Below are 21,630 nucleotides of genomic sequence, written 5' to 3'. Positions count from 1 at the left end.
TGTTCCAGGCCGTATTTCTTGGCCGGAAATATAATATACCATGGCATTCGCCTATATGCAACCCTTTTTCGCGAATTAAGAATAAGGTAAAATTATACACCCGTTTGCTTGCCTAAAATGACTCTTTAAGTCCATCTAATTCCGTCTGCCTCTCGGGGCATAGGGTATAACTGAAGCTGTATATGAGTCTCCAGAATGACGGTCCACTGCAGGCCATCATCTTTAGCTGCTCCGTTCGTGTTGGTTCCCTAGCCAAGTATCATAGGCGCCAAGCAGTACAACGCCAAAACACCCAGGCTATTACGTGTCGATGCATTGTACCAAGTGAATGTAGCACAGCTTTTCATTCATAACAAAAACGCGCTCTATGCACAAAAGAGGCAGTCGACTATAGAAAGCTATAGCCAACTGCCTCTTTTCTATCTATGAAAGGAGCAAAACCTTCAAAACCTACTCCTTATTACGCATGTGCGGGAACAGCAAGACATCGCGAATGGACGGGGAGTTGGTCAGAAGCATGATCAGACGATCAATCCCGATGCCAAGTCCGCCAGTTGGCGGCATGCCATACTCCAGGGCACGCAGGAAATCTTCATCCATCTCGTGCGCTTCGTCATTGCCCTGCTCTTTCTCCTTCATCTGCGCTTCAAAACGCTGACGCTGGTCAATCGGATCATTGAGCTCCGAGAATGCATTGGCGTGTTCGCGCGCCACGATAAACAGCTCAAAGCGATCCGTGAACCGCGGATCCACGTCGTTCTTCTTCGCCAGCGGCGAAATCTCAACCGGGTGACCGGTTACGAACGTCGGCTGAATCAGCGTCTCTTCTACGAATTGCTCAAAGAACGCGTTCAAAATATGACCAAATGTCATATGCGGCTCAACCGGAACTTTGTGTTCTTTGGCAAGACGATGCGCTTCCTCGTTGGACATATCCACGCTGAAGTCTACGCCGACAACTTCTTTTACCGCATCCACCATGGATACGCGGCGCCACTGCGGCGTCAGGTCCACTTCATGCCCTTGATAGGAAATGACTTGGGTGCCCAGCACCTCTTGGGCGATATGGGCAATCAGATTCTCAGTCAGTGCCATAATATCTTTGTAGTCCGCATAAGCTTCATAAAGCTCAATCATCGTAAACTCCGGATTATGACGGGTAGAGATCCCTTCATTCCGGTATACGCGGCCAATTTCGTACACTTTTTCAAGTCCGCCCACAATCAGGCGCTTCAGATGGAGCTCAATTGCGATCCGCATATACAGTTCCATATCGAGCGCATTATGATGCGTGATGAACGGGCGTGCCGCCGCACCGCCAGCGATGGAATGCAAGGTCGGGGTCTCCACCTCAAGATAGCCTTGGGAATCCAGGTAACGGCGCATCGATTGGATAATCCGGGAACGGGTAATGAAGGTTTTCTGCACATCGGGATTGATGATCAGGTCGACGTAACGCTGACGATAACGGAGCTCTACATCCTTCAAACCATGGAATTTCTCAGGGAGCGGATACAGCGATTTCGAAAGAACCTCCAGTTCCTTCACTTTTACGGTAGTTTCACCGGTCTTGGTCTTGAACAAGACCCCTTTTACCCCGATGATGTCACCCAGATCAAGGATGCTGAATGCTTCATACTGCGCTTCTGCAACGGAATCCTGGCGAACATAAATCTGAATCCGGCCGCTCAAATCCTGAATATGGGCAAAAGAAGCCTTGCCCATGCCGCGTTTAGCCATAATTCGTCCAGCCAGGTTCACTTCCACCTGCTTCTCTTCCAACTCTTCCTTGGAGAGCTCGTCGTACTGTTTCAGAATATCACCTGCGTGATGTTCTCTTTCGTATTTTCCGCCAAACGGATCGATGCCCAGCTTGCGAAGCTCGTCCAATTTGTTGCGGCGGATTTGCAAAAGCTCACTTAACTCCTGTTCTTGTTCCTGGTTGTTCAATTCTTCCGTCATCGTCATTCATCTCCTTCATTTCGCTTCCATTGTGAATCCCGTACACATTCGGCAAGGACTTAACGGTAGGGCAGCCATTTCAAGACATGCCATCCATCCATTAAGCCCTCAACCCGGCCCTAACCTATTTAAAAAAGCCCCCCGAAGGAAGCTTTCTACACCACATTCCGACTTACTTCTTAATGTCTACAATTTTATATTGAATAACGCCCGCAGGAACGTTAACATCCACAACCGATCCTTTTTGCTTGCCGATAATCGCTTTGCCGACAGGGCTCTCGTTCGAGATTTTGTTGTTAAGCGGATCCGATTCGGCCGTACCTACAATGGTATATTCCATCGTGTCGCCAAATTCCAAATCCTCCACGATCACCGTGTTGCCCACGCCGACTACATCGGTATTGATATCATCGTTGTTGATGATGCGCGCATTGCGGAGCATTTTCTCCAGCGTAATAATCCGGCCTTCGATAAAGGCTTGCTCGTTCTTGGCGTCTTCATATTCGGAGTTTTCACTAATATCGCCATAACCGATGGCAACTTTAATCCGCTCAGCCACCTCGCGGCGCTTCACAGACTTCAGATTCTCAAGTTCGTCCTCCAGTTTCTTCAGACCGTCCTGGGTAAGAATGACTTCTTTATCGCTCATTAACCGATTCTCCTGTCATGTAAATAATTTAAACCACGGTATCAACATACTATATGCGAATTCTTGGGGATCAGAACTTCCCTCTGATGCCTGCTCAATTTCTTGAATTTATACTGAAAGATTATATGGGAACCATTTCAAAAAGTCAATGCGCGCAAAGGCTGTCACGGATGTCGCATATACGCAACCGTTAACAGCCTGCACCTCGTATCATCCAATCGCCGCAGCGGCTTGAGGGTATACGCTTTTTGCCGATTCTTCATGGACCTCCAGATTGTTCACAAAGTTGTTCAGAAGGCTGACCAATTCATCACGCTTCGTTTCTTCCATAATAATATCTTTAATGCGAGCCGATCCCTTGAGCCCTTTCAAGTACCAGGAAAGATGCTTGCGCATCTCCCTAACCGCTACCGCTTCGCCGCGCAGGGCGATCAGCCGGTCCATATGCAGGATGGCAATCCGGATTTTCTCCTGCGGAGATGGATCCGACAGCAGCTGGCCCGTCTTCAGGTATTCCACGGTACGGTACAGCATCCAAGGATTGCCCAGCGCTCCACGACCGATCATGACGCCATCACATCCCGTCGTATCCAGCATCCGTCGTGCATCTTCCGGCGTCACTACGTCGCCGTTGCCGATAACCGGAATGGAGACGGCTTCCTTCACTTGGCGAATGATGTCCCAATCTGCGTGCCCGGTGTAGAGCTGCTCGCGCGTACGTCCGTGAACGCTGACGGCTTGACCGCCCGCCCGTTCGACAGCCTGCGCATTTTCGACAGCGTAGATATGATCACTATCCCAGCCTGTGCGCATCTTCACCGTGACCGGTTTGTTCACGGCATCGACAACCGCCGCGACCATCTCATAGATTTTGTTCGAATCCAGAAGCCAGCGCGCTCCCGCATCCATCTTCGTTACCTTCGGTGCAGGGCAGCCCATGTTGATGTCGATGATATCGGCATTGGTCTGCTGATCGACGACTTTGGCCGCTTCCACCAGGGATACGCGGTCGCCGCCAAAAATTTGCAGGCTCAACGGCTTCTCCCGCTCGTCGACGAACAGCATTTCCTGGGTGCGCTTGTTGCCGTGAACGATCGCCTTGCCGCTGACCATTTCGGCGCAGACCAGACCGGTGCCGAATTCCTTGGCGATCAATCGGAACGCCGGATTGCACACGCCAGCCATCGGCGCCAGAACCACTTGGTTTTTCATTTCAACGTTTCCGATTTTCAATTGATCCATTCCATGTACCCCTCCTTTGTTTTCAAATATTTATAGTCGAAGGATCCCGCTTCTTGAGCGTGAGATCCCTAAGTTTCAAACCAAACCATCATACCCATGAATCGCGCAATCGTCCAGTCCGCAACATTTACTCATTCTTGTAGATCCCATCCAAAAGACATCTTCCTATATTAATGGCAGGGTTTCAAAAAAATAAACCTGAATCGCCTTCACGATAGATAATCTAGTTCCGTTCTTTAAGCTCCTGCAACGTAATCTCCAGCACGTCGGCAATCTGAGCCAGCATCTGCTCCTCGGCACGACGGTTCCCCCGCTCGATGGCGCCAAGAACAGCCAGAGAAATACCGGATCGCTCGGCGAGCTCTTGCTGGGTCAAACCCTTCAATTTTCGGAAAGCGCGGATACGCTGCGCCAGCTGCTTGTTTTCCAAAGCTGAATTCCTTCCTTTCCTTCCAGGTTCTCAAGTGCTGTCTTCACCACGGGGTACAGACCAGAAGGTTCAAGCTCAGACACGATATCGGCCAGCGGCCTGAGAACGAAAGCCCGTTCCTGCATGCGGGGATGCGGCAGAACGAGGTCCGGCGTATCCAGGCGGCGTCCTTCCATCCATAACAGATCCAGATCCACCGTCCGAGGTCCCCAGTGAATATGACGGACCCGGCCGAGCTGTTTCTCGATTTGCTGCATTACGGCAAGCAGCTCATGAGGACTCAGCGATGTCGACACGGCTGCGGCCATATTAAGGAACATCGGCTGATCCACGTAACCGACCGGTTCGGTCTCATACAGATTGGATACGCGCTCTACCTCAATGCCTGGCACTTCATCCAACCGTTCCAAAGCCTCCATCAGGTTCCCCTCGCGGTCTCCCAAATTGGCCCCTAAAGCAATATAAGCCTCTGAACACTCAGAGGTGGCGTGTGAATTCATGATCGTCTCACTTCCTGGTCCGGTGCAGCTCAATGGTCACACCTTCAAAATGAATGTCAAAAGGCGGGTGCGGCTTCGTCAATCGGACCGTTAAAGCATCGATAATAGTATAAGTGTCCAATACCTTAGATGCAATATGCTCCGCTAAAGCTTCAATCAGGCGGAACGACTCCGTCCGCATAATCTCCAGCAGGAGTTCGTGAATTTCGGCATAATTTACCGTTAACGTCAGATCATCCGTCTTCGCGGCTTTGCTTAAATCCATCTCCAGCTCAAGATCCACATAGAAACGTTGGCCCAGCTTCCGCTCTTCCTCAAACACACCGTGGTAACCGTAGTATTCCATGCGGCTCAGTATCATTTTATCCATCTCCTACTCCGCCCTTCCATCCTTGATCCCAAAAAATTAGTTGCGTTGAAGCTCCGTTGAAGCGTAAGTCATGGCATCGCACATCATCGCTGTCCGTTTCATATGCTTCACGTCGTGCACCCGAACGATCTGACAGCCTTGCGAAATCCCGTATGCGACGGTGGCTGCCGTTCCTTCCAGCACGTCTTGTGCCGGAGCGCCAAGCGCGGTTTGGATAAACCTTTTGCGGGAGGTAGCCAGCAGTACCGGAAACCCCAGCCCCACAAGCTGATCGAGAGATGCCATCACTTTCATGTTCTCGTCATAGTCCTTAGCAAACCCGATGCCCGGATCAAGTAAAATTTGGTGATCCTGCACACCGGCAGCGCGCGCAATTTCGACGCTTTCCAGCAAATCGCGTTTTACGTCTTCTATCAAATTCGTGTAATTTCGATCGCGGCGATTATGCATAAGAATGACGGGGCATCCAAGCTTTGCCGCCGTCTTAGGCATATCAGGATCGTCTTTAAAGCCCCAGATATCATTGATGATATGAGCCCCCGCTCCAATAGCCTGGCGCGCCACTTCCGCTTTATAGGTGTCAATCGACAACGGAATTTGCGGCGCGTGCCGGTGAATAGCTTCAATAACCGGGATTACGCGGGCAAGCTCCACTGAAGCTCCAACCGGCTCGTGTCCCGGCCGCGTCGATTCCCCGCCGATATCGATGATGTCGGCTCCCTCCTCAATCAGCTGAAGCGCATGCTCCACGGCTCGCTCCGTGTCGTTATAGCGGCCTCCGTCCGAGAACGAATCCGGCGTCACATTCAATATGCCCATAATGAGCGTCGACTGACCGAGCTTTAACGAAGCGTCCTTGCTCAAACGATATTCACGTTCATAGATGGTTGTTTTCATATATCAAGCCCTGCTTTCCTTCTATACGCATACAGCAATGTACGGGTTATCGGGCCGGCCACTCCTTGTCCGATGGTCAGTGCCTCACCTTCAACTCCAATCAACGTCGTGACCGGAACAATCTCCTGAACAGAGCCTGTCGTAAATATTTCATCCGCTCCGGCAAATACATCCCAACCATAACGGCCTTCTTCGGCCTCAATGCCAAGATCGGCAGCCAATTCCAGCACCACCGCCCGGGTAATCCCCGGCAAAATGCCCGTACCCACCTCCGGCGTATATAAACGCCCTTTCTTGACGAAAAAGACGTTGCTGACGATGCCTTCGGCCACGTCTCCCGCCGAAGTTAACATCAGCCCTTCTGCCGGACCACCCGATGGTTCCGGATATCTTGCCAATTCCCGCTTTGCGAGTATATTGTTCATATAATGCAGGGATTTCATCCGGACCGCTGATTCCGGCGTGTTCCGCGGTAGGGACAGCAGCCTCATGGCTCTGCCAGTCTCGTAGAGCGCAGCATTGGCGGCCGGCAGCTCCTTGGCGAATAATATCTCGGCCGGCTTCGCATAATCTCCGGCCGGCAAACCGAGCAAGCCTTCTCCTGCGGTTACGGTGTACCGTATATAGGCATCCTGAAGGCCGTTCGCCTCCATCAGCTCCGCAATCCAGCCGCTGATCCTCTCGGCATCCGCCTTGTGGGCGATTCCGAGCTCCCGGCAGCTGTCCGTCAGCCGGTTCAAATGCCGCTCTAGCAAAAAGGGCTTCCCTTGATATGTGCGGAAGGTTTCGAATAGACCCATTCCGTACAAAAGCCCATGATCCATCACAGGTATGACCGCGTCGGCAGCTTCAACGATGCCGCCGTTCATGCCTATATATTTCATGCCTTGGCGCCAGCCGTGCGCTTCAGGAAGTTGCGCAGCATCTGATGGCCATGGTCGGTAATGATGGATTCCGGATGAAACTGTACGCCTTCCACGGGATAATGCTTGTGCCGCAGCCCCATGATTTCGCCCTCTTCCGTCCAGGCGGTAATCTCCAGCTCCTCGGGGAGGGTCTCCTTCTCAACGATCAGCGAGTGATATCGCGTTGCGGTGAACGGAACCGGCAAACCTGTGAAGACCGACTCTCCTGTGTGCTGGATGGCGGATGTTTTCCCATGCATGAGGCGCTCCGCACGAATGACGTTGCCGCCAAAGGCCTGCCCGATCGCCTGATGGCCGAGGCAGACGCCGAAGATCGGAATGATCCCTTTGAAATGCGAAATCACGTCCAGACTGATGCCCGCTTCATTCGGCGTGCACGGTCCCGGCGATATCAGGATATGGTCCGGCGCCAACGCTTCGATGCCGGCGATGTCGATCTCATCATTCCGGTAAACCTTGACTTCCTCGCCGAGCTCTCCCAAATATTGAACCAGGTTATACGTAAACGAATCATAATTGTCGATGACAAGTATCATGTTATTTTCCCCCTATATAGGCAGCTGCCGCTGCGGCTTCTTCTTCACTGCACATCAGCGCCGCTATCAAAGCTTTGGCCTTGTTATGGCACTCCCGGTATTCCCGATAAGGATCGGAATCAATGACGATCCCAGCACCTGTCTGAATGTAACCGACCCCATCCTTCACGGCGAGGGTCCGGATAATAATGTTAAGCTCCATATCGCCGTTATAATCGATCCAGCCCATGGAGCCGGTATAAGGCCCCCGCGTCACGGGCTCCAGCTCTTCGATGATTTCCATGGTCCTGATTTTGGGCGCGCCGGTAATGGTGCCGCCAGGGAACGCTGCCGCAATGACATCATATGCATTGTTGCCCTCAGCAATCCGCCCTTCCACTTGGGACACCAAATGCATGACATGCGAGTACCTCTCCACGGTCATCAGCTCCGGAACATGCACCGTCCCGTATTCGGCTATGCGGCCGATGTCATTCCGCTCCAGGTCGACCAGCATAATATGCTCAGCCCGTTCCTTCTCGCTGCCAAGCAGCTCCGCTTCCATGGCCGCGTCCTCTTCCGGATTTCTCCCCCGGCGCCGGGTACCCGCGATCGGCCGGGCTGACACGGTATCGCCATCCAGCTTCACCAGCAATTCCGGTGAGCCGCTAGCCAAACTGAAGCCTGGCGAGGATAAATACCCCATATAAGGCGAAGGGTTCAGAATGCGCAGCCACTCGTAAATATCGGAAGGTTCCGCATGGAGCTGCAGATGCCGGCGAAGAGACAAGTTGACCTGAAAAACATCGCCCTGCCGAATATATTCTTGGATCGAGAGAACCGCCTGCTCGAACGCTTCCTGCGAAAAATCAATCTCCAGCCGATCCCAGACCTCCACATTCGGCCCTGACAGCTCCTGCGCTTTCTTCCATCGTTCCTGCCGCATCCGTTCATCTTCGGATCTCGAATCGTTCTCTGGTCCCGTTCCGTACATTTGATTCCATTGGGAGAGCATCGATTCGGCTCTTAAGGCGGCCTTCTCATATAATTCCTCCAAAATCCCTTCCTGCCCCTGTGAGAGCTCCGAACCTTCAGAAACATCCGCTGAATCCTCAATCGCCGTCGCTTCCTTCGAATCTTCCCCGCTCCCGAAAGCCCAAGGCAGAGGAACATGCACCGAGCAGTATAGGCTGTCATCCGCATGATCGTAAATCCAGACTTCTTCCATGCGCATCCACAAATAATCCGGAAAGCCGGGCTCATCCTTTGCCATCACGGGCAGCTGCTCGATCGAGCGGATGACATCGTAGCTCAGAAAGCCTGCACAGCCTCCCCGAAAGTCCGGCCATCCCGGCACTCGGGGTGATTTCCACGCTTTCATCCACTGCTCCAACAGATGCAGCGGCTCTCCCGTTATCTGCGTTCGCAATCCGCCTGACATTTCGACGACCTCGCCCTGGCTTCCTTTTCCCTGCAAAATGGACACCGGTCGTAACCCAAGATACGTGTAGCGTCCACCCTTGCCGCTCTCCAGCACAAAGGCATAAGGCGATGCTTCTTTCCAAGCATGTCTCCATGACAGGGGTAATCCTCGTGTTGCTCCTTTATATTGAACCAGATAGGGAACGACGGACCAGCCCTCTTTAGCCCATGCCTGCCACTGGGCCAGCTCCACTCTTCTATCCATGCCGATCCTCCCTTAGTCTTCAAAAGCCTTACTGTTGCCTGTCAGTATACTGTATCCCGCTTCTCTTGAAAACCCTAAATAGAGGCTTGTCCAACAATAATTTTTGAAGCGGTCAGCCCTTGAATCCATTAAAGCGTTATCTTAGGGAGTAGTATACGCAAAAAGCCCTCAATGCTATAAAAAACACATTGAGGGCTCCCTTCTCGCAGTACATTACCTCACTTGGGTGAGATGAAAATGCACAGCCTATTCCAGATCATTTTATTCGAAGTTATAGAGCGGCGTGCTCAGGTAACGCTCTCCGTTACTTGGAATGATAGCAACAACCCGCTTGCCTTTACCAAGCTCTTTGGCGACCTTCAAGGCAGCATATACAGCCGCACCGGAGGAAATACCGCCAAGAACGCCTTCTTCCTTCGCCACGCGGCGGGAAGTTTCAAAGGCATCGTCATTCTCTACATGGACGATTTCATCGTAGACTTCTTGGTTCAATATTTCCGGGATGAAGTTTGCGCCGATGCCCTGGATTTTGTGAGGGCCTGGCTTGCCACCGGCAAGGATTGGCGATGCAGCAGGCTCCACCGCAATAATCTTGATGTCAGGGTATTGCTCTTTCAGCACTTCCCCAGCGCCTGTAATCGTACCGCCTGTTCCGATGCCAGCCACGAACGCATCCAGGGAACCGCCGATCGATTGGATCGCTTCAACGATTTCCGGACCAGTCGTTTCACGGTGGATCTTCACGTTGGCTTGGTTCTTGAACTGCTCGGCCATGAAGAATCCGGCATTTTCCTTCAGGATTTCTTCGGCCTTCTTAACGGCTCCGTTCATTCCTTCCGATCCCGGTGTCAGGACCAGTTCCGCTCCGTAAGCACGCAGCAGGTTCCGGCGCTCCAAGCTCATGGTTTCAGGCATGACGATAACCGCTTTATAGCCTTTGGCCGCTGCCACCATAGCTAAGCCGATGCCGGTATTACCGCTGGTCGCTTCAATAATCGTATCGCCCGGCTTCAAACGTCCATCCTTCTCTGCCTCTTCCACGATGCTGATCGCGATCCGGTCTTTAACGCTGGCGCCCGGGTTCTGGTATTCCAGCTTCAGATAGATCTCTGCGCTATCCTCCGGTACGATCCGGTTCAAACGGACGAGCGGTGTTTCACCGATTAATTCTGTCACATTATTTACGACTTTTGCCATGAATGAAGACCTCCTCTAAATATGGATCTGGATAAAAATAGTGAATACATAATGGTGTTATTCATTCGAATGTCGAATCATGAATTTGTAGGTTCTCGATGTTAAAAAAATGGGAGCCGGCAAATTAATAAAATTCCAGATGTTCAATGGCTCTCCAATATCCGAGTAAAAAGGTAGGTTTTTGTACCTTCATCTTATCAACGTTACAGGCCATTGTCAATATCCAGCTGCTCGAAAATCAACATTTCTAGGTGAATTTTCCTGCGACTCACGAACGAGCCGAACGCGAAATCCTTCGGAGGACTTCATGCCGGATAACCGCCAATTTTCCGCAGCCATCCAAGCTTAGGCATTAACTACAGCGAAAAAAGCTCCTGCAGCCAGATCTTTCTCCGCCACAGCGAGCTTTCCTCATGTTGTTGCTCTATTTACAGCGTAACCGTACCCGCACTGATCCGTGCCTCGTATTTCTCGCGAAGCTGCCGCTCCAATTCCGATAAGGACACCGACTGCTCCAGGGCCAGCTGCTTGCGAACCGCCTTCCGGATACTTTCCTCGCTAGGAGCTTGAGGCTCAATAATATCCTTAACATATACTATGGCATATGTGTCCGTGAGCGATACAGGTCCCGCAATATCCCCGGGCTCGAGCGATAACGCTGCTTCAAGCAGCTCTGGCGGCAAAAAAGGGTCATCCTCTTCTACCAAGCCGATCTGTCCGCCGTCTTCCCGAGTGTACTCGTCAAGGGATACCTGAGCTGCGAGATCCGCAAAATCCTCCCCATTCTCCAACCGATCCATGACGCGTTCCGCCTCATCTTCCGAAGCGACTTCAATCATGGATAAATTCAGCTGTTTCTTGGGTCGAAATTGATCAGGGTACTGTTCCAGATACGAATCGATTTGCTGCTCCTCGATGTGAACATCGGAAGTCGCAATTTTCTCAAGCAGGAGCCGATATGTCGTCTCCGTCTTTAACTCACTCTCCGTAATGCCAAGCTGATCTTCCATTTCCGATAAGAACCGTTCCTTAGAGCCATAGCTTCGGCTCATGACTTCGATTTCCGTCTCGACTTCCGCTGCCGTCACATCAATGCCCTTCGCTTTCGCTTCCAGCGCCACGGCGTGCCGATTCAGCATGGTCATCAGCATTTCGCGCCCATATCTCTTCTTCAGCTCGTCAACCCACTCGTCTTCGGTAATCGCCCTGTCCTGGATGGATGCAACGGGCTGGGAGCCTGCTTTCCACGGCGGAGAAGCCTCCTGCGAAAAGCCCCCGGAAAACAGCATCCAGCCCCCCATACCCAATACGCATGCTGTCAAGACAATGACGGTCGCCCACAATCCCTTCTCTTGTCTCGTCATCACGGTCGCTCATCCCAACATTAAGATTTGGCCCGCTCTAGCACGGATTTAAGCTGTTCTCGGTCAAACGTATATCGTTCATTGCAAAAATGGCAGGAAACCTCTGCTTTGCCGTCCTCTTCGATCATCTGCTCAAGCTCTTCCCGTCCCAGGCTGATCAGTGCGCGCTCCACCCGCTCATGCGAGCAGTCGCAGCTGAAGTAGACTTCCGTTTCCTCCAGAATCGTCACATCCGGAACGACGCGTTTCAGGATATCCTCGAGATCCAGCCCTTCCTCCAGCATCTCGGTGATCGGAGGAATCTTGCTTAACGCCAGCTCGATCTCCGTAATCTCTTCATCGCTAACGCCGGGGAGAAGCTGAATGATGAAGCCGCCGGCATTGGCCACGGAATAATCCGGCGAAACCAGGACGCCCAAGCTTACCGCCGAGTTGGTCTGTTCGGATACGGCAAAATAATACGTGAAATCTTCAGCCAGCTCGCCCGAGATAATCGGCACGCTACCACGGTAAGGCTCCTTCAATCCGAAGTCCTTGACTACATCAATCTGACCGGTGGTCCCTACCGCAGCGGCTACGTCCATCTTGCCCGGACGTATATTCGTCAGCTCCACATGCGGATTTTTGACATAACCGCGTACCTCGCCCTTGGCATTGCTCTCCGCCGCAATCAGACCGATCGGCCCATCGCCGCGAACCTGAATGCTAAGACGCTCATCTCCCTTCAGCATAGCTCCCATCATCGCTGCTGCTGACACGGTGCGGCCCAAAGCGGCTGTGACGACAGGGAACGTATCGTGTCTTCGGCGAAGCTCTTCCACCAGATCGGTTGTCCGAACGGCAAATGCCCGCACTTTCCCGTTTAACGCCGTTCCCCGCAGCATACGGTCTTTTTGATTACCCATCTTGAGGCCTCCTTGTCTTTCTGGTTGTTTGTAATATCTAACGGTTTTATACCGGTTCTAGTTACGCTCGTAAATAATACGCAAGCCTTCCAGCGTCAAGAGGGGAGAAATCTCTTCGATGGATTCCGTTTCGCCGGCAATCAGCTCAGCCATTCCCCCCGTGGCGATAACCTTAACATTGTCCGTTCCCATCTCGGCTTTTATGCGTTTAACCAGGCCATCGACCTGTCCTGCATAACCGAATACGATGCCGGCTTGCATGGCATGAACGGTGTTGCGCCCAATCACCTTTTTCGGCTTTTCGAGCTCTACGCGAGGAAGCTTGGAAGCACGCTGTACAAGGGCTTCCGTGGCAATGCCAATGCCCGGCACAATTACGCCGCCCAGATAGTTGCCAGCTTCATCAATGCAATCAAACGTCGTCGCCGTACCGAAATCCACTACGATCAGCGGCCCCCCGTACTGCTCGACGGCTGCTACTGCATTCACGATCCGATCAGCCCCCACCTCGCGCGGATTCTCATACCGCAGATTGAGTCCGGTTTTGATTCCCGGCCCAACGATAAGGGGCGCCTTGCCAATATATTTATTGCACATTTCCTCGACCACGCGCACAAGCGGAGGAACTACGGAAGAGACAATAACGCCTTCTATTTGGCTTACCAATATATTGGACATTTGAAACAAATTGTGGATCAATACACCGTATTCGTCCACGGTAGACTGACGCGATGTACTGATCCGAAAATCATGCAGCAGTTTCTTTCCCTGGTACACACCCAGCACAATATTGGTATTCCCTACGTCCACAACGAGAATCAACCCTCTGCTCCTCCTTTCTTTGCATTCAGATCCAAACTAATATCGAGACTATGGAATGAATACGTCAGCCGTCCAACCGAAATGACATCGACCCCGGTCTCCGCAATCCCGCGCACGGTCTCCAATGTAACGTTCCCCGATGCTTCAACGCGAACGTGAGGCGACTTGGCCTTGATTCTCCGCACGGCCTCCGTCATCATGTCATGATTCATGTTATCCAGCATGATAATATCCGCGCCTGCAGCCAAGGCTTCTTCCACTTGTGCCAGGCTCTCGGTTTCAACTTCGATCGTCATGGTGTGCGGGATATGGGCTCTGGCCCGGCTGATCGCCTGGGCGATTCCGCCCGCACCCTTGATGTGATTATCCTTGATCATGACGGCATCGTACAGGCCGAAGCGATGATTCGCGCCGCCGCCGACCCGCACGGCATATTTCTCAAGCATCCGGTGGCCTGGCGTCGTTTTCCGGGTATCCACCAGCCTTGTCGGCAATCCCTCAAGCACATCAACAAAAAAACGTGTTTTGGTTGCAATGCCCGATAGACGCTGAAGCAAATTTAACGCGAGCCGCTCGCCTGTCAAAATACGATGGGTGCTTCCTTCCACCTCAGCGAGAATCGTCCCTTTTTCCACCACTTCTCCGTCACGGACCAATGCCGTAAACGTAAGCGTTGGATCTACCGTTTCGAATACCAGCTCTGCCACCGGCATGCCTGCCACGATCCCTGCCTCTTTGGCATGGATAACCCCTTTGGATTCGTGACCCGGCTCGATCGTGGTGAGGGTCGTAATGTCCCCCGACCCAATATCCTCCTGCAGCCAAGTTCGTATGCTCTGGAGAAGGCCATCGTTGTATCCGTTAAACATCATCGCTCAATTCCTCCGTCATTTCTTGGTCCCGTATAAACACAATATGCTTGCGCCATTCGCTGTCATTTCGCTCCGGATAATCCTCACGATAGTGAGCTCCCCGGCTTTCTTCCCGTCCCAGCGCGCCTTGAACCACCAGCAGGGATGCAGTCAGCATGTTCGCAAATTCGTATTCTTCACGCTTGGAGAGCATCGATTGGAACAAGGGCAGCTGACGGCCAAGCTCTTCCGCTGCTCTTATTAGAGTATCCCGATTTCTCCGAAGTCCTGCATAACGCACCATGACCTTCTGAAGCTTCAAGCGTTTTTCCACCATCGCTTGCGACGGAGCGTCCTTGCGGCCCAGATGGAATGATACCCGAAGAGGATCCCCAGAGGGTTCCGGGAGGCTCTTAATGCGCTCGACAATCCGACTGCCGTACACGACCGCCTCCGAAAGCGAGTTGCTGGCCAACCGGTTCGCTCCGTGAACACCGGTAGACGAGACCTCTCCGCAAGCAAATAATCGCTTCACGCTGCTCTCGCCGTGCAGGTTGGTCTTGATGCCCCCCATCATATAATGCGCAGCCGGGGAGACCGGAATCCAATCGGACGATAAATCCAGCCCATACTGCATGCATGTTTCATAAATCGTAGGGAATCGATGTTTGACCATTTCCGGCGACTCATGGGTAATATCCAGATATACGAAGGTCGATCCCGTCGCTTCCATTTCGCTGACAATGGCCCGTGCCACGATATCCCGCGGTGCGAGCTCCTGTAACTCATGGTATTTCGGCATGAACCGTTCCCCTCTTATATTACGAAGCACGGCACCTTCGCCGCGAACCGCCTCTGATATCAGGAATCGGGGAGCGCCCGGATAGCTGAGCGCCGTCGGATGAAACTGGATAAACTCCATATCCCGAATTTCCGCACCTGCCCGATAAGCCATGGCGATGCCATCCGCGGTCGCAACCTCCGGATTGGTCGTGTACCGGTACAACTGACCGGCCCCGCCGGAACACATAATCGTCGCACGGCCGCGCACGAATACCCGCTTGCCATCCGGCATCTGTACCAAAGCGCCGTGACACTCTCCCTGCTCGGTAATCAGGTCAATGACAAAATGATCGTCCCATACCTTTATATTGTGAAGCATTTCGACCTGAATGGAAAGAGCGCGCACAATTTCATAACCGGTAGCATCACCGTTGGCATGAAGGATCCGTCGGTGGCTGTGCGCACCTTCTTTGGTCAATGCAAGCTCGCCGTTCTCCACATCAAACGTCGTGCCGAGGCGAATCAGCTCCTGAACCCCGACGGGACCCTCGTTTACAAGCACATCCACCGCGGCAGATGAACATAAACCGGCCCCTGCAAGGAGGGTATCCTGACGGTGATATGCCGGCGAGTCATCCTCGGCCGTTACGGCCGCGATCCCGCCTTGAGCATAACGCGTGTTGCTCTCGAGGAGTGATTTTTTCGTAATCAAAAGCACATTCTGAGTCGCACTTGCCATGATCGCCGTATATAAACCCGCAATGCCTGAACCGATCACGATGACATCCGTCTCTACAACCGGGAGATCGTTCAGCTCAAAATCAATCAAATACTGCGGTATCACGTTGCCTCACCTGTCTTTTCACGAAAGAGTAGCGCATGCTACTTAACCTGTAACATGCGCTCTAATGAAGTTCTGGCTTTCTCTGCAACGACCGGCGGCACATAGATCTGCGGCTTCATCGTTTCAAGTGCTCTCACCAGCTTTTTGAGATTATTCACTTTCATATTCGGACATACCAGGAATTTCGTCGCGAAGTGGAACGATTTATCCGGACTATCCAATCGAAGCTGATAACCGGTACCGTCCTCAGTTCCCACGATAAACTCCTTGGCCGATGACTGTTTGCAATATTCCAGGATGGCGGTTGTACTTCCCACAAAGTCACCCATGGCAACAACCTCCGGACGGCATTCCGGATGCACCACAAATTCAGCCTGAGGATATTTGGCCTTCATCTCGACGACATCCTTAACGGTCAGCATGTCATGCGTGTTGCAGTATCCTTCCCAAATAATGAGTTTCTTGTCGGTATGCTGCTGAACATAGTGCCCCAGGTTCTTATCGGGAACCCATATAATTTCGTCCGAATCCACCGACTGAATCACTTTCACGGCGTTGGAGGAAGTGCAGCAGATATCCGTTTCGGCCTTGATTTCAGCGGATGAATTGATGTACGTAACCACCTTCGCATTCGGATGCTGCGCTTTCAATTTCCGCAGTCCGTCCACGTTCACCATATCGGCCATAGGACAGCCGGCCCGTTCATCCGGAATGAGAACCGTTTTGTTTGGTGCCAGGATTTTGGCGCTCTCGCCCATAAAATGCACGCCGCAGAATACGATGACCTCGGCGTCGGTTTGTGCCGCCTTCTGCGCGAGCAAGAAGGAATCCCCCCGGAAATCAGCAACCTCCTGAATTTCGTCCCGTTGATAATAATGAGCCAAAATAATTGCATTACGTTCCTTCTTCAACTGCATTAACCGCTCACGCAGTTCACGGTTCTGTTCTGCCTTGCGCTCCAGTGCCAAAGCTTCCATGATCGACCCTCTCCCTTTATGTAGTCCGGCTGTTCGCCGCTGATGACCATGTGACTTTCAGGATGGTTTCCACCTTTGTGAAAGGAAGCGCATCCTTATTTAACAACTAATGTACACGTTCGTTCTGTCCCCTGTCAATGTGATAGAAAGCACAAAAAGAACCGGAAAACGAATCATCGTTCTCCGGTTCTTCTTTTTTATTCGGTATTCGATGTTTTATCAACGAATATTACGTTAAACTGCTGTTACCGTTGTCCGATCCGCCTGGAGGATCCTTGCGTTCGGAATCTTTGGTTTCCGGTGCTGGATCATTCGAATCCATCGGGTTGTTCGGAATTTCTTCCGTGGAAGTCGGCTGCCCGCCGTCTTCTTTCCCTTGGATGCGAACTTTCACGTCGCCAATGTTGTCGATGATCGGCTCGCCGTTCTCGGAAGAACCTTCACCTTCGCCACTGCCATCGCCTTCAGCCGATCCGGTCTCAATGAGGTTCTTGATCTGCTCAAGCTCCAGTGTTTCCTTCTCCAGAAGCGTGTTGGCAATCAGATGAACCTCTTTGGAATGCTTGGTCAGAAGCTCTCTACACTTCTCATAACATTCGTTAATGAACCGCTGCATTTCCTGATCGATTTCATAAGCGATTGCATCACTATAGTTCTGCTCGTGTCCGATATCACGTCCCAGGAACACTTGTCCTTGGGATGTACCGAACTGCATCGGTCCGAGCTTCTCACTCATACCGTATTCCACAATCATGCTGCGAATGATGCCTGTTGCTTGCTGGAAGTCGCTGTATGCTCCGGTTCCGATTTCGCCGATGAACAGCTCCTCGGCGACACGGCCGCCAAGCAAACCGGTTACGCGGTCCAGCAATTCCTGCTTCGTTACAAGCATCCGATCTTCCTTCGGCATCATGATGACATATCCGCCGGCACGGCCGCGAGGAATAATCGTTACCTTGTGCACCGTATCCGCATGCTCAAGGAAGTAACCCACAATGGTATGACCGGCTTCATGGTAAGCTACGATGCGTTTCTCGCGGTCGCTGATCACGCGGCTGCGCTTCTCGGTACCCACGATAACGCGGTCAATCGCTTCATCCACTTCTCGCATGGAGATATCTTTACGGTTGCGGCGAGCCGCAAGCAAGGCAGCCTCGTTCAGGAGATTCTCCAGATCGGCGCCCGTAAAACCGGTTGTACGTTTGGCGATGATGTCGAGCTTGACATCCTTCGTCAACGGTTTGTTGCGTGCATGAACCTTCAGTACGGCTTCACGGCCCTTCACATCCGGGCGATCGACGGTAATCTGACGGTCAAAACGTCCCGGGCGAAGAAGCGCCGGGTCCAAAATATCCGGTCGGTTGGTCGCAGCGACGATGATAATGCCTTCGTTCGCTCCGAAACCGTCCATCTCAACCAGCAATTGGTTGAGCGTCTGCTCGCGCTCGTCATGACCGCCGCCGAGACCGGCGCCGCGCTGACGACCTACAGCATCAATCTCATCGATGAAGATGATACATGGTGCATTCTTCTTCGCGTTTTCGAACAAGTCGCGTACGCGAGAAGCACCGACGCCGACAAACATCTCTACGAAGTCGGAACCGGAAATACTGAAGAACGGCACTCCCGCTTCGCCGGCAACGGCACGTGCAAGGAGCGTCTTACCGGTACCCGGAGGACCGACAAGCAGGACGCCCTTCGGAATGCGAGCGCCAACCGTGTTAAATTTGCGCGGATCCTTCAAGAAGTCAACAACCTCGACAAGCTCCTGCTTCTCTTCATCTGCTCCGGCTACATCTTCAAATGTAATCCGTTTCTTCTCTTCATTATATAAGCGGGCTTTGCTCTTACCAAAGTTCATCACTTTGCCGCCGCCGCCCTGAGCCTGATTGAACAGGAAGAAGAACAGAACAAACATAATGATGAGCGGAATAAAGGATGAAAGCAATGTCAGCCAAATGCTTTGGCCTTCCATTGGCACCACGGACAGTTTGACATTGTTGCTATCACTGGCTGCAGTCAGCTCTTGCATTGCTGCATCCGTGGCAGGAATATAGGTCGAGAAATTCTCCGATTTTTTCTCTTCGGATATCTCCCTATACTTACCGGTCACCAGATAAGCGTAACCGTCAAATTGTACCGTCATTTCCTCTATGTTGTTAGCTTTGACTTCCTGCCGCAGTTGATTATAACTAGGGGCATCGGCTTGCTCGCCGCCATTGGTGACGAATTGTACTATGCCCACCACGACTAAAAATAGAATCAAATAAAAACCAGAATTCCGGATGAACCGACTCATCCCCTACCTCCTCTCAAGACACATAAGATATTTTACCACAGCCTGTCTGGCCATCTCAACAAAGGCCCCCGATCTGTGGCAGCAGCCTATTGGCGTGGTTTAACTGCTGTAGATTTCCGGTTTCAGAATCCCGATGTAGGGGAGGTTCCGGTAATGCTCGGCGTAATCGAGCCCGTATCCGACAACAAAAGCATCCGGCAGCACGAATCCGGTATAATCAGCCTGCAAATCCACCGTACGGCGTGCCGGCTTGTCGAACAGGGTGACAACACGCACCGAGTTTGCCTTGCGGCTCTTAAGAAGCTCAATCAAATGGCTGAGCGTAAGACCGCTGTCAATAATATCCTCCACAATCAGAACATCCCTGCCTTCAACGGAAGCGTCCAGATCTTTAATGATCTTGACCACGCCAGAGGATTTGGTTGATGCTCCATAGCTGGATACAGCCATGAAATCCAACTCCAGAGGTACTGTTATGGATTTAACCAAGTCGGCCATAAAAATAAACGCACCTTTAAGAACGCAAATAACGAGCGGATTGCGTCCCTCATATTCGGCGCTGAGTTTGGAACCGAGTTCCTTAATTTTTGCGCGGATCTCTTCTTCACTGATGAGTATTTCCTGAATGTCATTCTGCAACTTAAGTGGACCTCCTACGTTTATACTATGAAAGCGTGAAACGGGCCATTCTTCGTTTTACACTTGCCTTAAACATCCGACAGCTCCATCCGGAGAACTCGTGATGTGTGCCGCCCGCAAGCGGCGTGAACGGAACGTCGTACACCTGGAATCCATACGATGCTGCCGGAACCGTCACAAAGAATAGGAATCCGGGCACGGACAGACGGCGGGATTTTCTCATCAATGAGAATATCTTTCACCTTTTTGCTTCCGTTTAATCCCATGATCTTCATCTTGTCTCCCGGCTGTCTGTTGCGCACGGTTAAAGGAAACCGCAGCTCATCCGCATCAAAATCCGCCACAAAGGCCGATGGTCTGGAGCCGCTCCGGCTTTCGCTTCCTGTCTTTAACGACAATGTCAGCATTTTTCCGATTTCCTTAACATAAAGCTCTGACGCATCAGGAGAATCAAGAATGTATATGTACTGTCCCTGTTCTTCCGGAGGATTAGGCCAAAACTGGATCACTCCGTACTCACGAACACAGGTTATGCCGTCACCCAGATCCAGACGCCAGTTGCTTCGCTGATCGTTAAGAATGCCGTGGCGCACCGTTTCAATCTTGACAAAATCGGTGTTTTCCTGATCTGAGGGCAGGTAATTTAATATTAGTTTAATCAAACGCCGTTGTAAAGCGACATGTAAGCCCAAAAAGGAAGGCGCGTCGAAAGCGAGCCTCCCATCGTTCTCCTGTACCAAACTCCGAAATTGCTTCGCAGCTTCAAGCTCCACAAAATCATCCTCCTGCTGGACAATTTCGGCCAGCTGATTGAGTGAGGAGGAGAACTGCCCGTTGTATCGCTCCAAAAAAGGAAATACTTCCAGGCGAATCGCATTACGGCGGTACTTCGTCTGCAGATTGCTGTGATCCACCGCATACTGGAATCCGCACACGCGGCACAGCTCCACGATATCCGCCTTGTACATACGAAGGAACGGGCGGATAAGTTCCACTTTTTTTTCCGTGCGCTTAAATTTGATGCCGCCCAGGCCCGACAAACCGCTTCCGCGCAGTAGCCTCATGAATACCGTCTCGGCTTGATCGTCGGCATGATGAGCCAAAGCCACGGAGCGCGCATTGTGTTTCCGGGCCGTTTGCAGCAGAAATTCGTAACGCTTCTCTCTCGCCGCTTCCTGTCCACCCTTGCCGCTCTCTTCCATATAAGCGGGAATATCGATGAACGCCGTTTCCAATGGAAGTCCGAGCGATTCCGCCAGCTCGCGCACCATCTCCGCCTCCTGATCCGACTCTCTTCGAAAACCATGATGCACATGAGCGCAGATCAATCGGAGCGGCGTACGGTGCATAGAGATTTCATGCAGAACGTGCAGAAGCGCAACGGAATCCGGTCCGCCGGAAACGGCAACCACGATACCGTCGCCTTCCGACCACAAATCAAACTCTGCGGCAGTACGCTCGATATGTTGGACGAATGTTCGTAAATAATCCTGTTTCACTTCCAGGTCCCCTTTAGAGGTTGTTCAAAAAGTCCACTTTTGATAAGAAAACCCCTATCGAGGCCACTTCAAGGATGAGCGACCGCGATGCATAGGTAGGTTTTCTTGCTATAGAATTTCATCAGTTCCACTGATAACTCATAAATTCTATATCTAACACGAAGTGAATCCGGAAGCCACTCGGCATCAATCTTGAACTCAGCCGGGCCTAAGCAGACGCTTTCGAAGTATGTTTCCTGCGGAAACATTTCAGGTGCTCACGTACCAAAAAC

Annotated in this window: 20 protein-coding genes; all 20 read right to left on the bottom strand. The window is 52.0% G+C overall.

Annotated features, from left to right (window positions below):
• Positions 1 to 450: 450 nt before the first annotated feature.
• Positions 451 to 1,962, bottom strand: a complete 1,512-nt coding sequence (gene lysS, locus M1D70_RS00370) for a lysine--tRNA ligase (RefSeq protein WP_456288843.1) — start codon at positions 1,960 to 1,962, stop codon at positions 451 to 453.
• Between the two features lie 172 nt (positions 1,963 to 2,134).
• A complete protein-coding gene (greA, locus tag M1D70_RS00365) occupies positions 2,135 to 2,611 on the bottom strand; it encodes a transcription elongation factor GreA (protein ID WP_009591919.1) in 477 nt (158 codons plus the stop codon).
• A 210-nt stretch (positions 2,612 to 2,821) separates the two neighbouring features.
• The gene (dusB, locus tag M1D70_RS00360; protein WP_009591922.1) at positions 2,822 to 3,853 is read right to left on the bottom strand and encodes a tRNA dihydrouridine synthase DusB; all 1,032 of its coding nucleotides are present in this window, start codon (positions 3,851 to 3,853) and stop codon (positions 2,822 to 2,824) included.
• A gap of 223 nt (positions 3,854 to 4,076) precedes the next feature.
• A complete protein-coding gene (locus tag M1D70_RS00355) occupies positions 4,077 to 4,283 on the bottom strand; it encodes a helix-turn-helix domain-containing protein (protein WP_009591935.1) in 207 nt (68 codons plus the stop codon).
• The gene (gene folK / locus M1D70_RS00350; RefSeq protein ID WP_036672070.1) at positions 4,235 to 4,783 is read right to left on the bottom strand and encodes a 2-amino-4-hydroxy-6-hydroxymethyldihydropteridine diphosphokinase; all 549 of its coding nucleotides are present in this window, start codon (positions 4,781 to 4,783) and stop codon (positions 4,235 to 4,237) included. The genes M1D70_RS00355 and folK overlap by 49 nt, the downstream gene beginning before the upstream one ends.
• 7 nt (positions 4,784 to 4,790) lie before the next feature.
• Positions 4,791 to 5,153, bottom strand: a complete 363-nt coding sequence (gene folB, locus M1D70_RS00345) for a dihydroneopterin aldolase (protein ID WP_009591901.1) — start codon at positions 5,151 to 5,153, stop codon at positions 4,791 to 4,793.
• 36 nt (positions 5,154 to 5,189) lie between these two features.
• Positions 5,190 to 6,050 carry a dihydropteroate synthase gene (gene folP, locus M1D70_RS00340; protein ID WP_456288842.1) on the bottom strand — a complete coding sequence of 287 codons (861 nt, stop codon included), beginning with the start codon at positions 6,048 to 6,050 and terminating at the stop codon, positions 5,190 to 5,192.
• A complete protein-coding gene (locus tag M1D70_RS00335) occupies positions 6,047 to 6,934 on the bottom strand; it encodes an aminotransferase class IV (protein ID WP_456288841.1) in 888 nt (295 codons plus the stop codon). Before M1D70_RS00335 ends, folP begins: the two co-directional genes overlap by 4 nt.
• Positions 6,931 to 7,512 carry an aminodeoxychorismate/anthranilate synthase component II gene (pabA, locus tag M1D70_RS00330; RefSeq protein ID WP_456288840.1) on the bottom strand — a complete coding sequence of 194 codons (582 nt, stop codon included), beginning with the start codon at positions 7,510 to 7,512 and terminating at the stop codon, positions 6,931 to 6,933. The genes M1D70_RS00335 and pabA overlap by 4 nt, the downstream gene beginning before the upstream one ends.
• A gap of 1 nt (position 7,513) precedes the next feature.
• Positions 7,514 to 9,178 carry an anthranilate synthase component I family protein gene (locus M1D70_RS00325; protein ID WP_456288839.1) on the bottom strand — a complete coding sequence of 555 codons (1,665 nt, stop codon included), beginning with the start codon at positions 9,176 to 9,178 and terminating at the stop codon, positions 7,514 to 7,516.
• 261 nt (positions 9,179 to 9,439) lie between these two features.
• Positions 9,440 to 10,375, bottom strand: coding sequence for a cysteine synthase A (cysK, locus tag M1D70_RS00320; protein WP_009591941.1), 936 nt, complete (start codon positions 10,373 to 10,375; stop codon positions 9,440 to 9,442).
• A gap of 428 nt (positions 10,376 to 10,803) precedes the next feature.
• Positions 10,804 to 11,739 carry a peptidylprolyl isomerase gene (locus M1D70_RS00315; protein ID WP_009591916.1) on the bottom strand — a complete coding sequence of 312 codons (936 nt, stop codon included), beginning with the start codon at positions 11,737 to 11,739 and terminating at the stop codon, positions 10,804 to 10,806.
• A gap of 20 nt (positions 11,740 to 11,759) precedes the next feature.
• Positions 11,760 to 12,644: an Hsp33 family molecular chaperone HslO gene (gene hslO, locus M1D70_RS00310; RefSeq protein ID WP_009591925.1), complete on the bottom strand. Its 885-nt coding sequence runs from the start codon at positions 12,642 to 12,644 to the stop codon at positions 11,760 to 11,762.
• Positions 12,645 to 12,701: 57 nt separating this feature from the next.
• Positions 12,702 to 13,466, bottom strand: a complete 765-nt coding sequence (locus M1D70_RS00305) for a type III pantothenate kinase (protein WP_009591942.1) — start codon at positions 13,464 to 13,466, stop codon at positions 12,702 to 12,704.
• Positions 13,463 to 14,338: a carboxylating nicotinate-nucleotide diphosphorylase gene (nadC, locus tag M1D70_RS00300; protein WP_456288838.1), complete on the bottom strand. Its 876-nt coding sequence runs from the start codon at positions 14,336 to 14,338 to the stop codon at positions 13,463 to 13,465. Before nadC ends, M1D70_RS00305 begins: the two co-directional genes overlap by 4 nt.
• Positions 14,328 to 15,944, bottom strand: a complete 1,617-nt coding sequence (nadB, locus tag M1D70_RS00295; protein ID WP_009591934.1) for an L-aspartate oxidase — start codon at positions 15,942 to 15,944, stop codon at positions 14,328 to 14,330. Before nadB ends, nadC begins: the two co-directional genes overlap by 11 nt.
• Before the next feature lie 38 nt (positions 15,945 to 15,982).
• On the bottom strand, positions 15,983 to 16,921 hold the full coding sequence (gene nadA / locus M1D70_RS00290) for a quinolinate synthase NadA (protein WP_009591898.1): 939 nt from the start codon (positions 16,919 to 16,921) through the stop codon (positions 15,983 to 15,985).
• A 229-nt stretch (positions 16,922 to 17,150) separates the two neighbouring features.
• A complete protein-coding gene (gene ftsH / locus M1D70_RS00285; protein ID WP_009591914.1) occupies positions 17,151 to 19,220 on the bottom strand; it encodes an ATP-dependent zinc metalloprotease FtsH in 2,070 nt (689 codons plus the stop codon).
• 99 nt (positions 19,221 to 19,319) lie between these two features.
• Positions 19,320 to 19,859 carry a hypoxanthine phosphoribosyltransferase gene (gene hpt / locus M1D70_RS00280; protein WP_009591938.1) on the bottom strand — a complete coding sequence of 180 codons (540 nt, stop codon included), beginning with the start codon at positions 19,857 to 19,859 and terminating at the stop codon, positions 19,320 to 19,322.
• A 68-nt stretch (positions 19,860 to 19,927) separates the two neighbouring features.
• Complete coding sequence (tilS, locus tag M1D70_RS00275; protein ID WP_433937922.1) at positions 19,928 to 21,358, bottom strand: tRNA lysidine(34) synthetase TilS; 1,431 nt, start codon at positions 21,356 to 21,358, stop codon at positions 19,928 to 19,930.
• Positions 21,359 to 21,630: the final 272 nt, after the last annotated feature.

The organism is Paenibacillus sp. AK002 (assembly GCF_053903045.1).
Note: the sequence above shows the minus strand (reverse complement) of the source record. Positions and strands in the feature narration are given on the sequence as shown.

Excerpts from the sequence above, each read along its gene's own strand:
- lysS (WP_456288843.1), bottom strand. The coding sequence starts at position 1,962 with ATGACGGAAGAATTGAACAACCAGGAACAAGAACAGGAGTTAAGTGAG.
- greA (WP_009591919.1), bottom strand. The coding sequence starts at position 2,611 with ATGAGCGATAAAGAAGTCATTCTTACCCAGGACGGTCTGAAGAAACTG.
- dusB (WP_009591922.1), bottom strand. The coding sequence starts at position 3,853 with ATGGATCAATTGAAAATCGGAAACGTTGAAATGAAAAACCAAGTGGTT.
- folK (WP_036672070.1), bottom strand. The coding sequence starts at position 4,783 with ATGAATTCACACGCCACCTCTGAGTGTTCAGAGGCTTATATTGCTTTA.
- folB (WP_009591901.1), bottom strand. The coding sequence starts at position 5,153 with ATGGATAAAATGATACTGAGCCGCATGGAATACTACGGTTACCACGGT.
- folP (WP_456288842.1), bottom strand. The coding sequence starts at position 6,050 with ATGAAAACAACCATCTATGAACGTGAATATCGTTTGAGCAAGGACGCT.
- M1D70_RS00335 (WP_456288841.1), bottom strand. The coding sequence starts at position 6,934 with ATGAAATATATAGGCATGAACGGCGGCATCGTTGAAGCTGCCGACGCG.
- pabA (WP_456288840.1), bottom strand. The coding sequence starts at position 7,512 with ATGATACTTGTCATCGACAATTATGATTCGTTTACGTATAACCTGGTT.
- M1D70_RS00325 (WP_456288839.1), bottom strand. The coding sequence starts at position 9,178 with ATGGATAGAAGAGTGGAGCTGGCCCAGTGGCAGGCATGGGCTAAAGAG.
- cysK (WP_009591941.1), bottom strand. The coding sequence starts at position 10,375 with ATGGCAAAAGTCGTAAATAATGTGACAGAATTAATCGGTGAAACACCG.
- M1D70_RS00315 (WP_009591916.1), bottom strand. The coding sequence starts at position 11,739 with ATGACGAGACAAGAGAAGGGATTGTGGGCGACCGTCATTGTCTTGACA.
- hslO (WP_009591925.1), bottom strand. The coding sequence starts at position 12,644 with ATGGGTAATCAAAAAGACCGTATGCTGCGGGGAACGGCGTTAAACGGG.
- nadC (WP_456288838.1), bottom strand. The coding sequence starts at position 14,338 with ATGATGTTTAACGGATACAACGATGGCCTTCTCCAGAGCATACGAACT.
- nadA (WP_009591898.1), bottom strand. The coding sequence starts at position 16,921 with ATGGAAGCTTTGGCACTGGAGCGCAAGGCAGAACAGAACCGTGAACTG.
- ftsH (WP_009591914.1), bottom strand. The coding sequence starts at position 19,220 with ATGAGTCGGTTCATCCGGAATTCTGGTTTTTATTTGATTCTATTTTTA.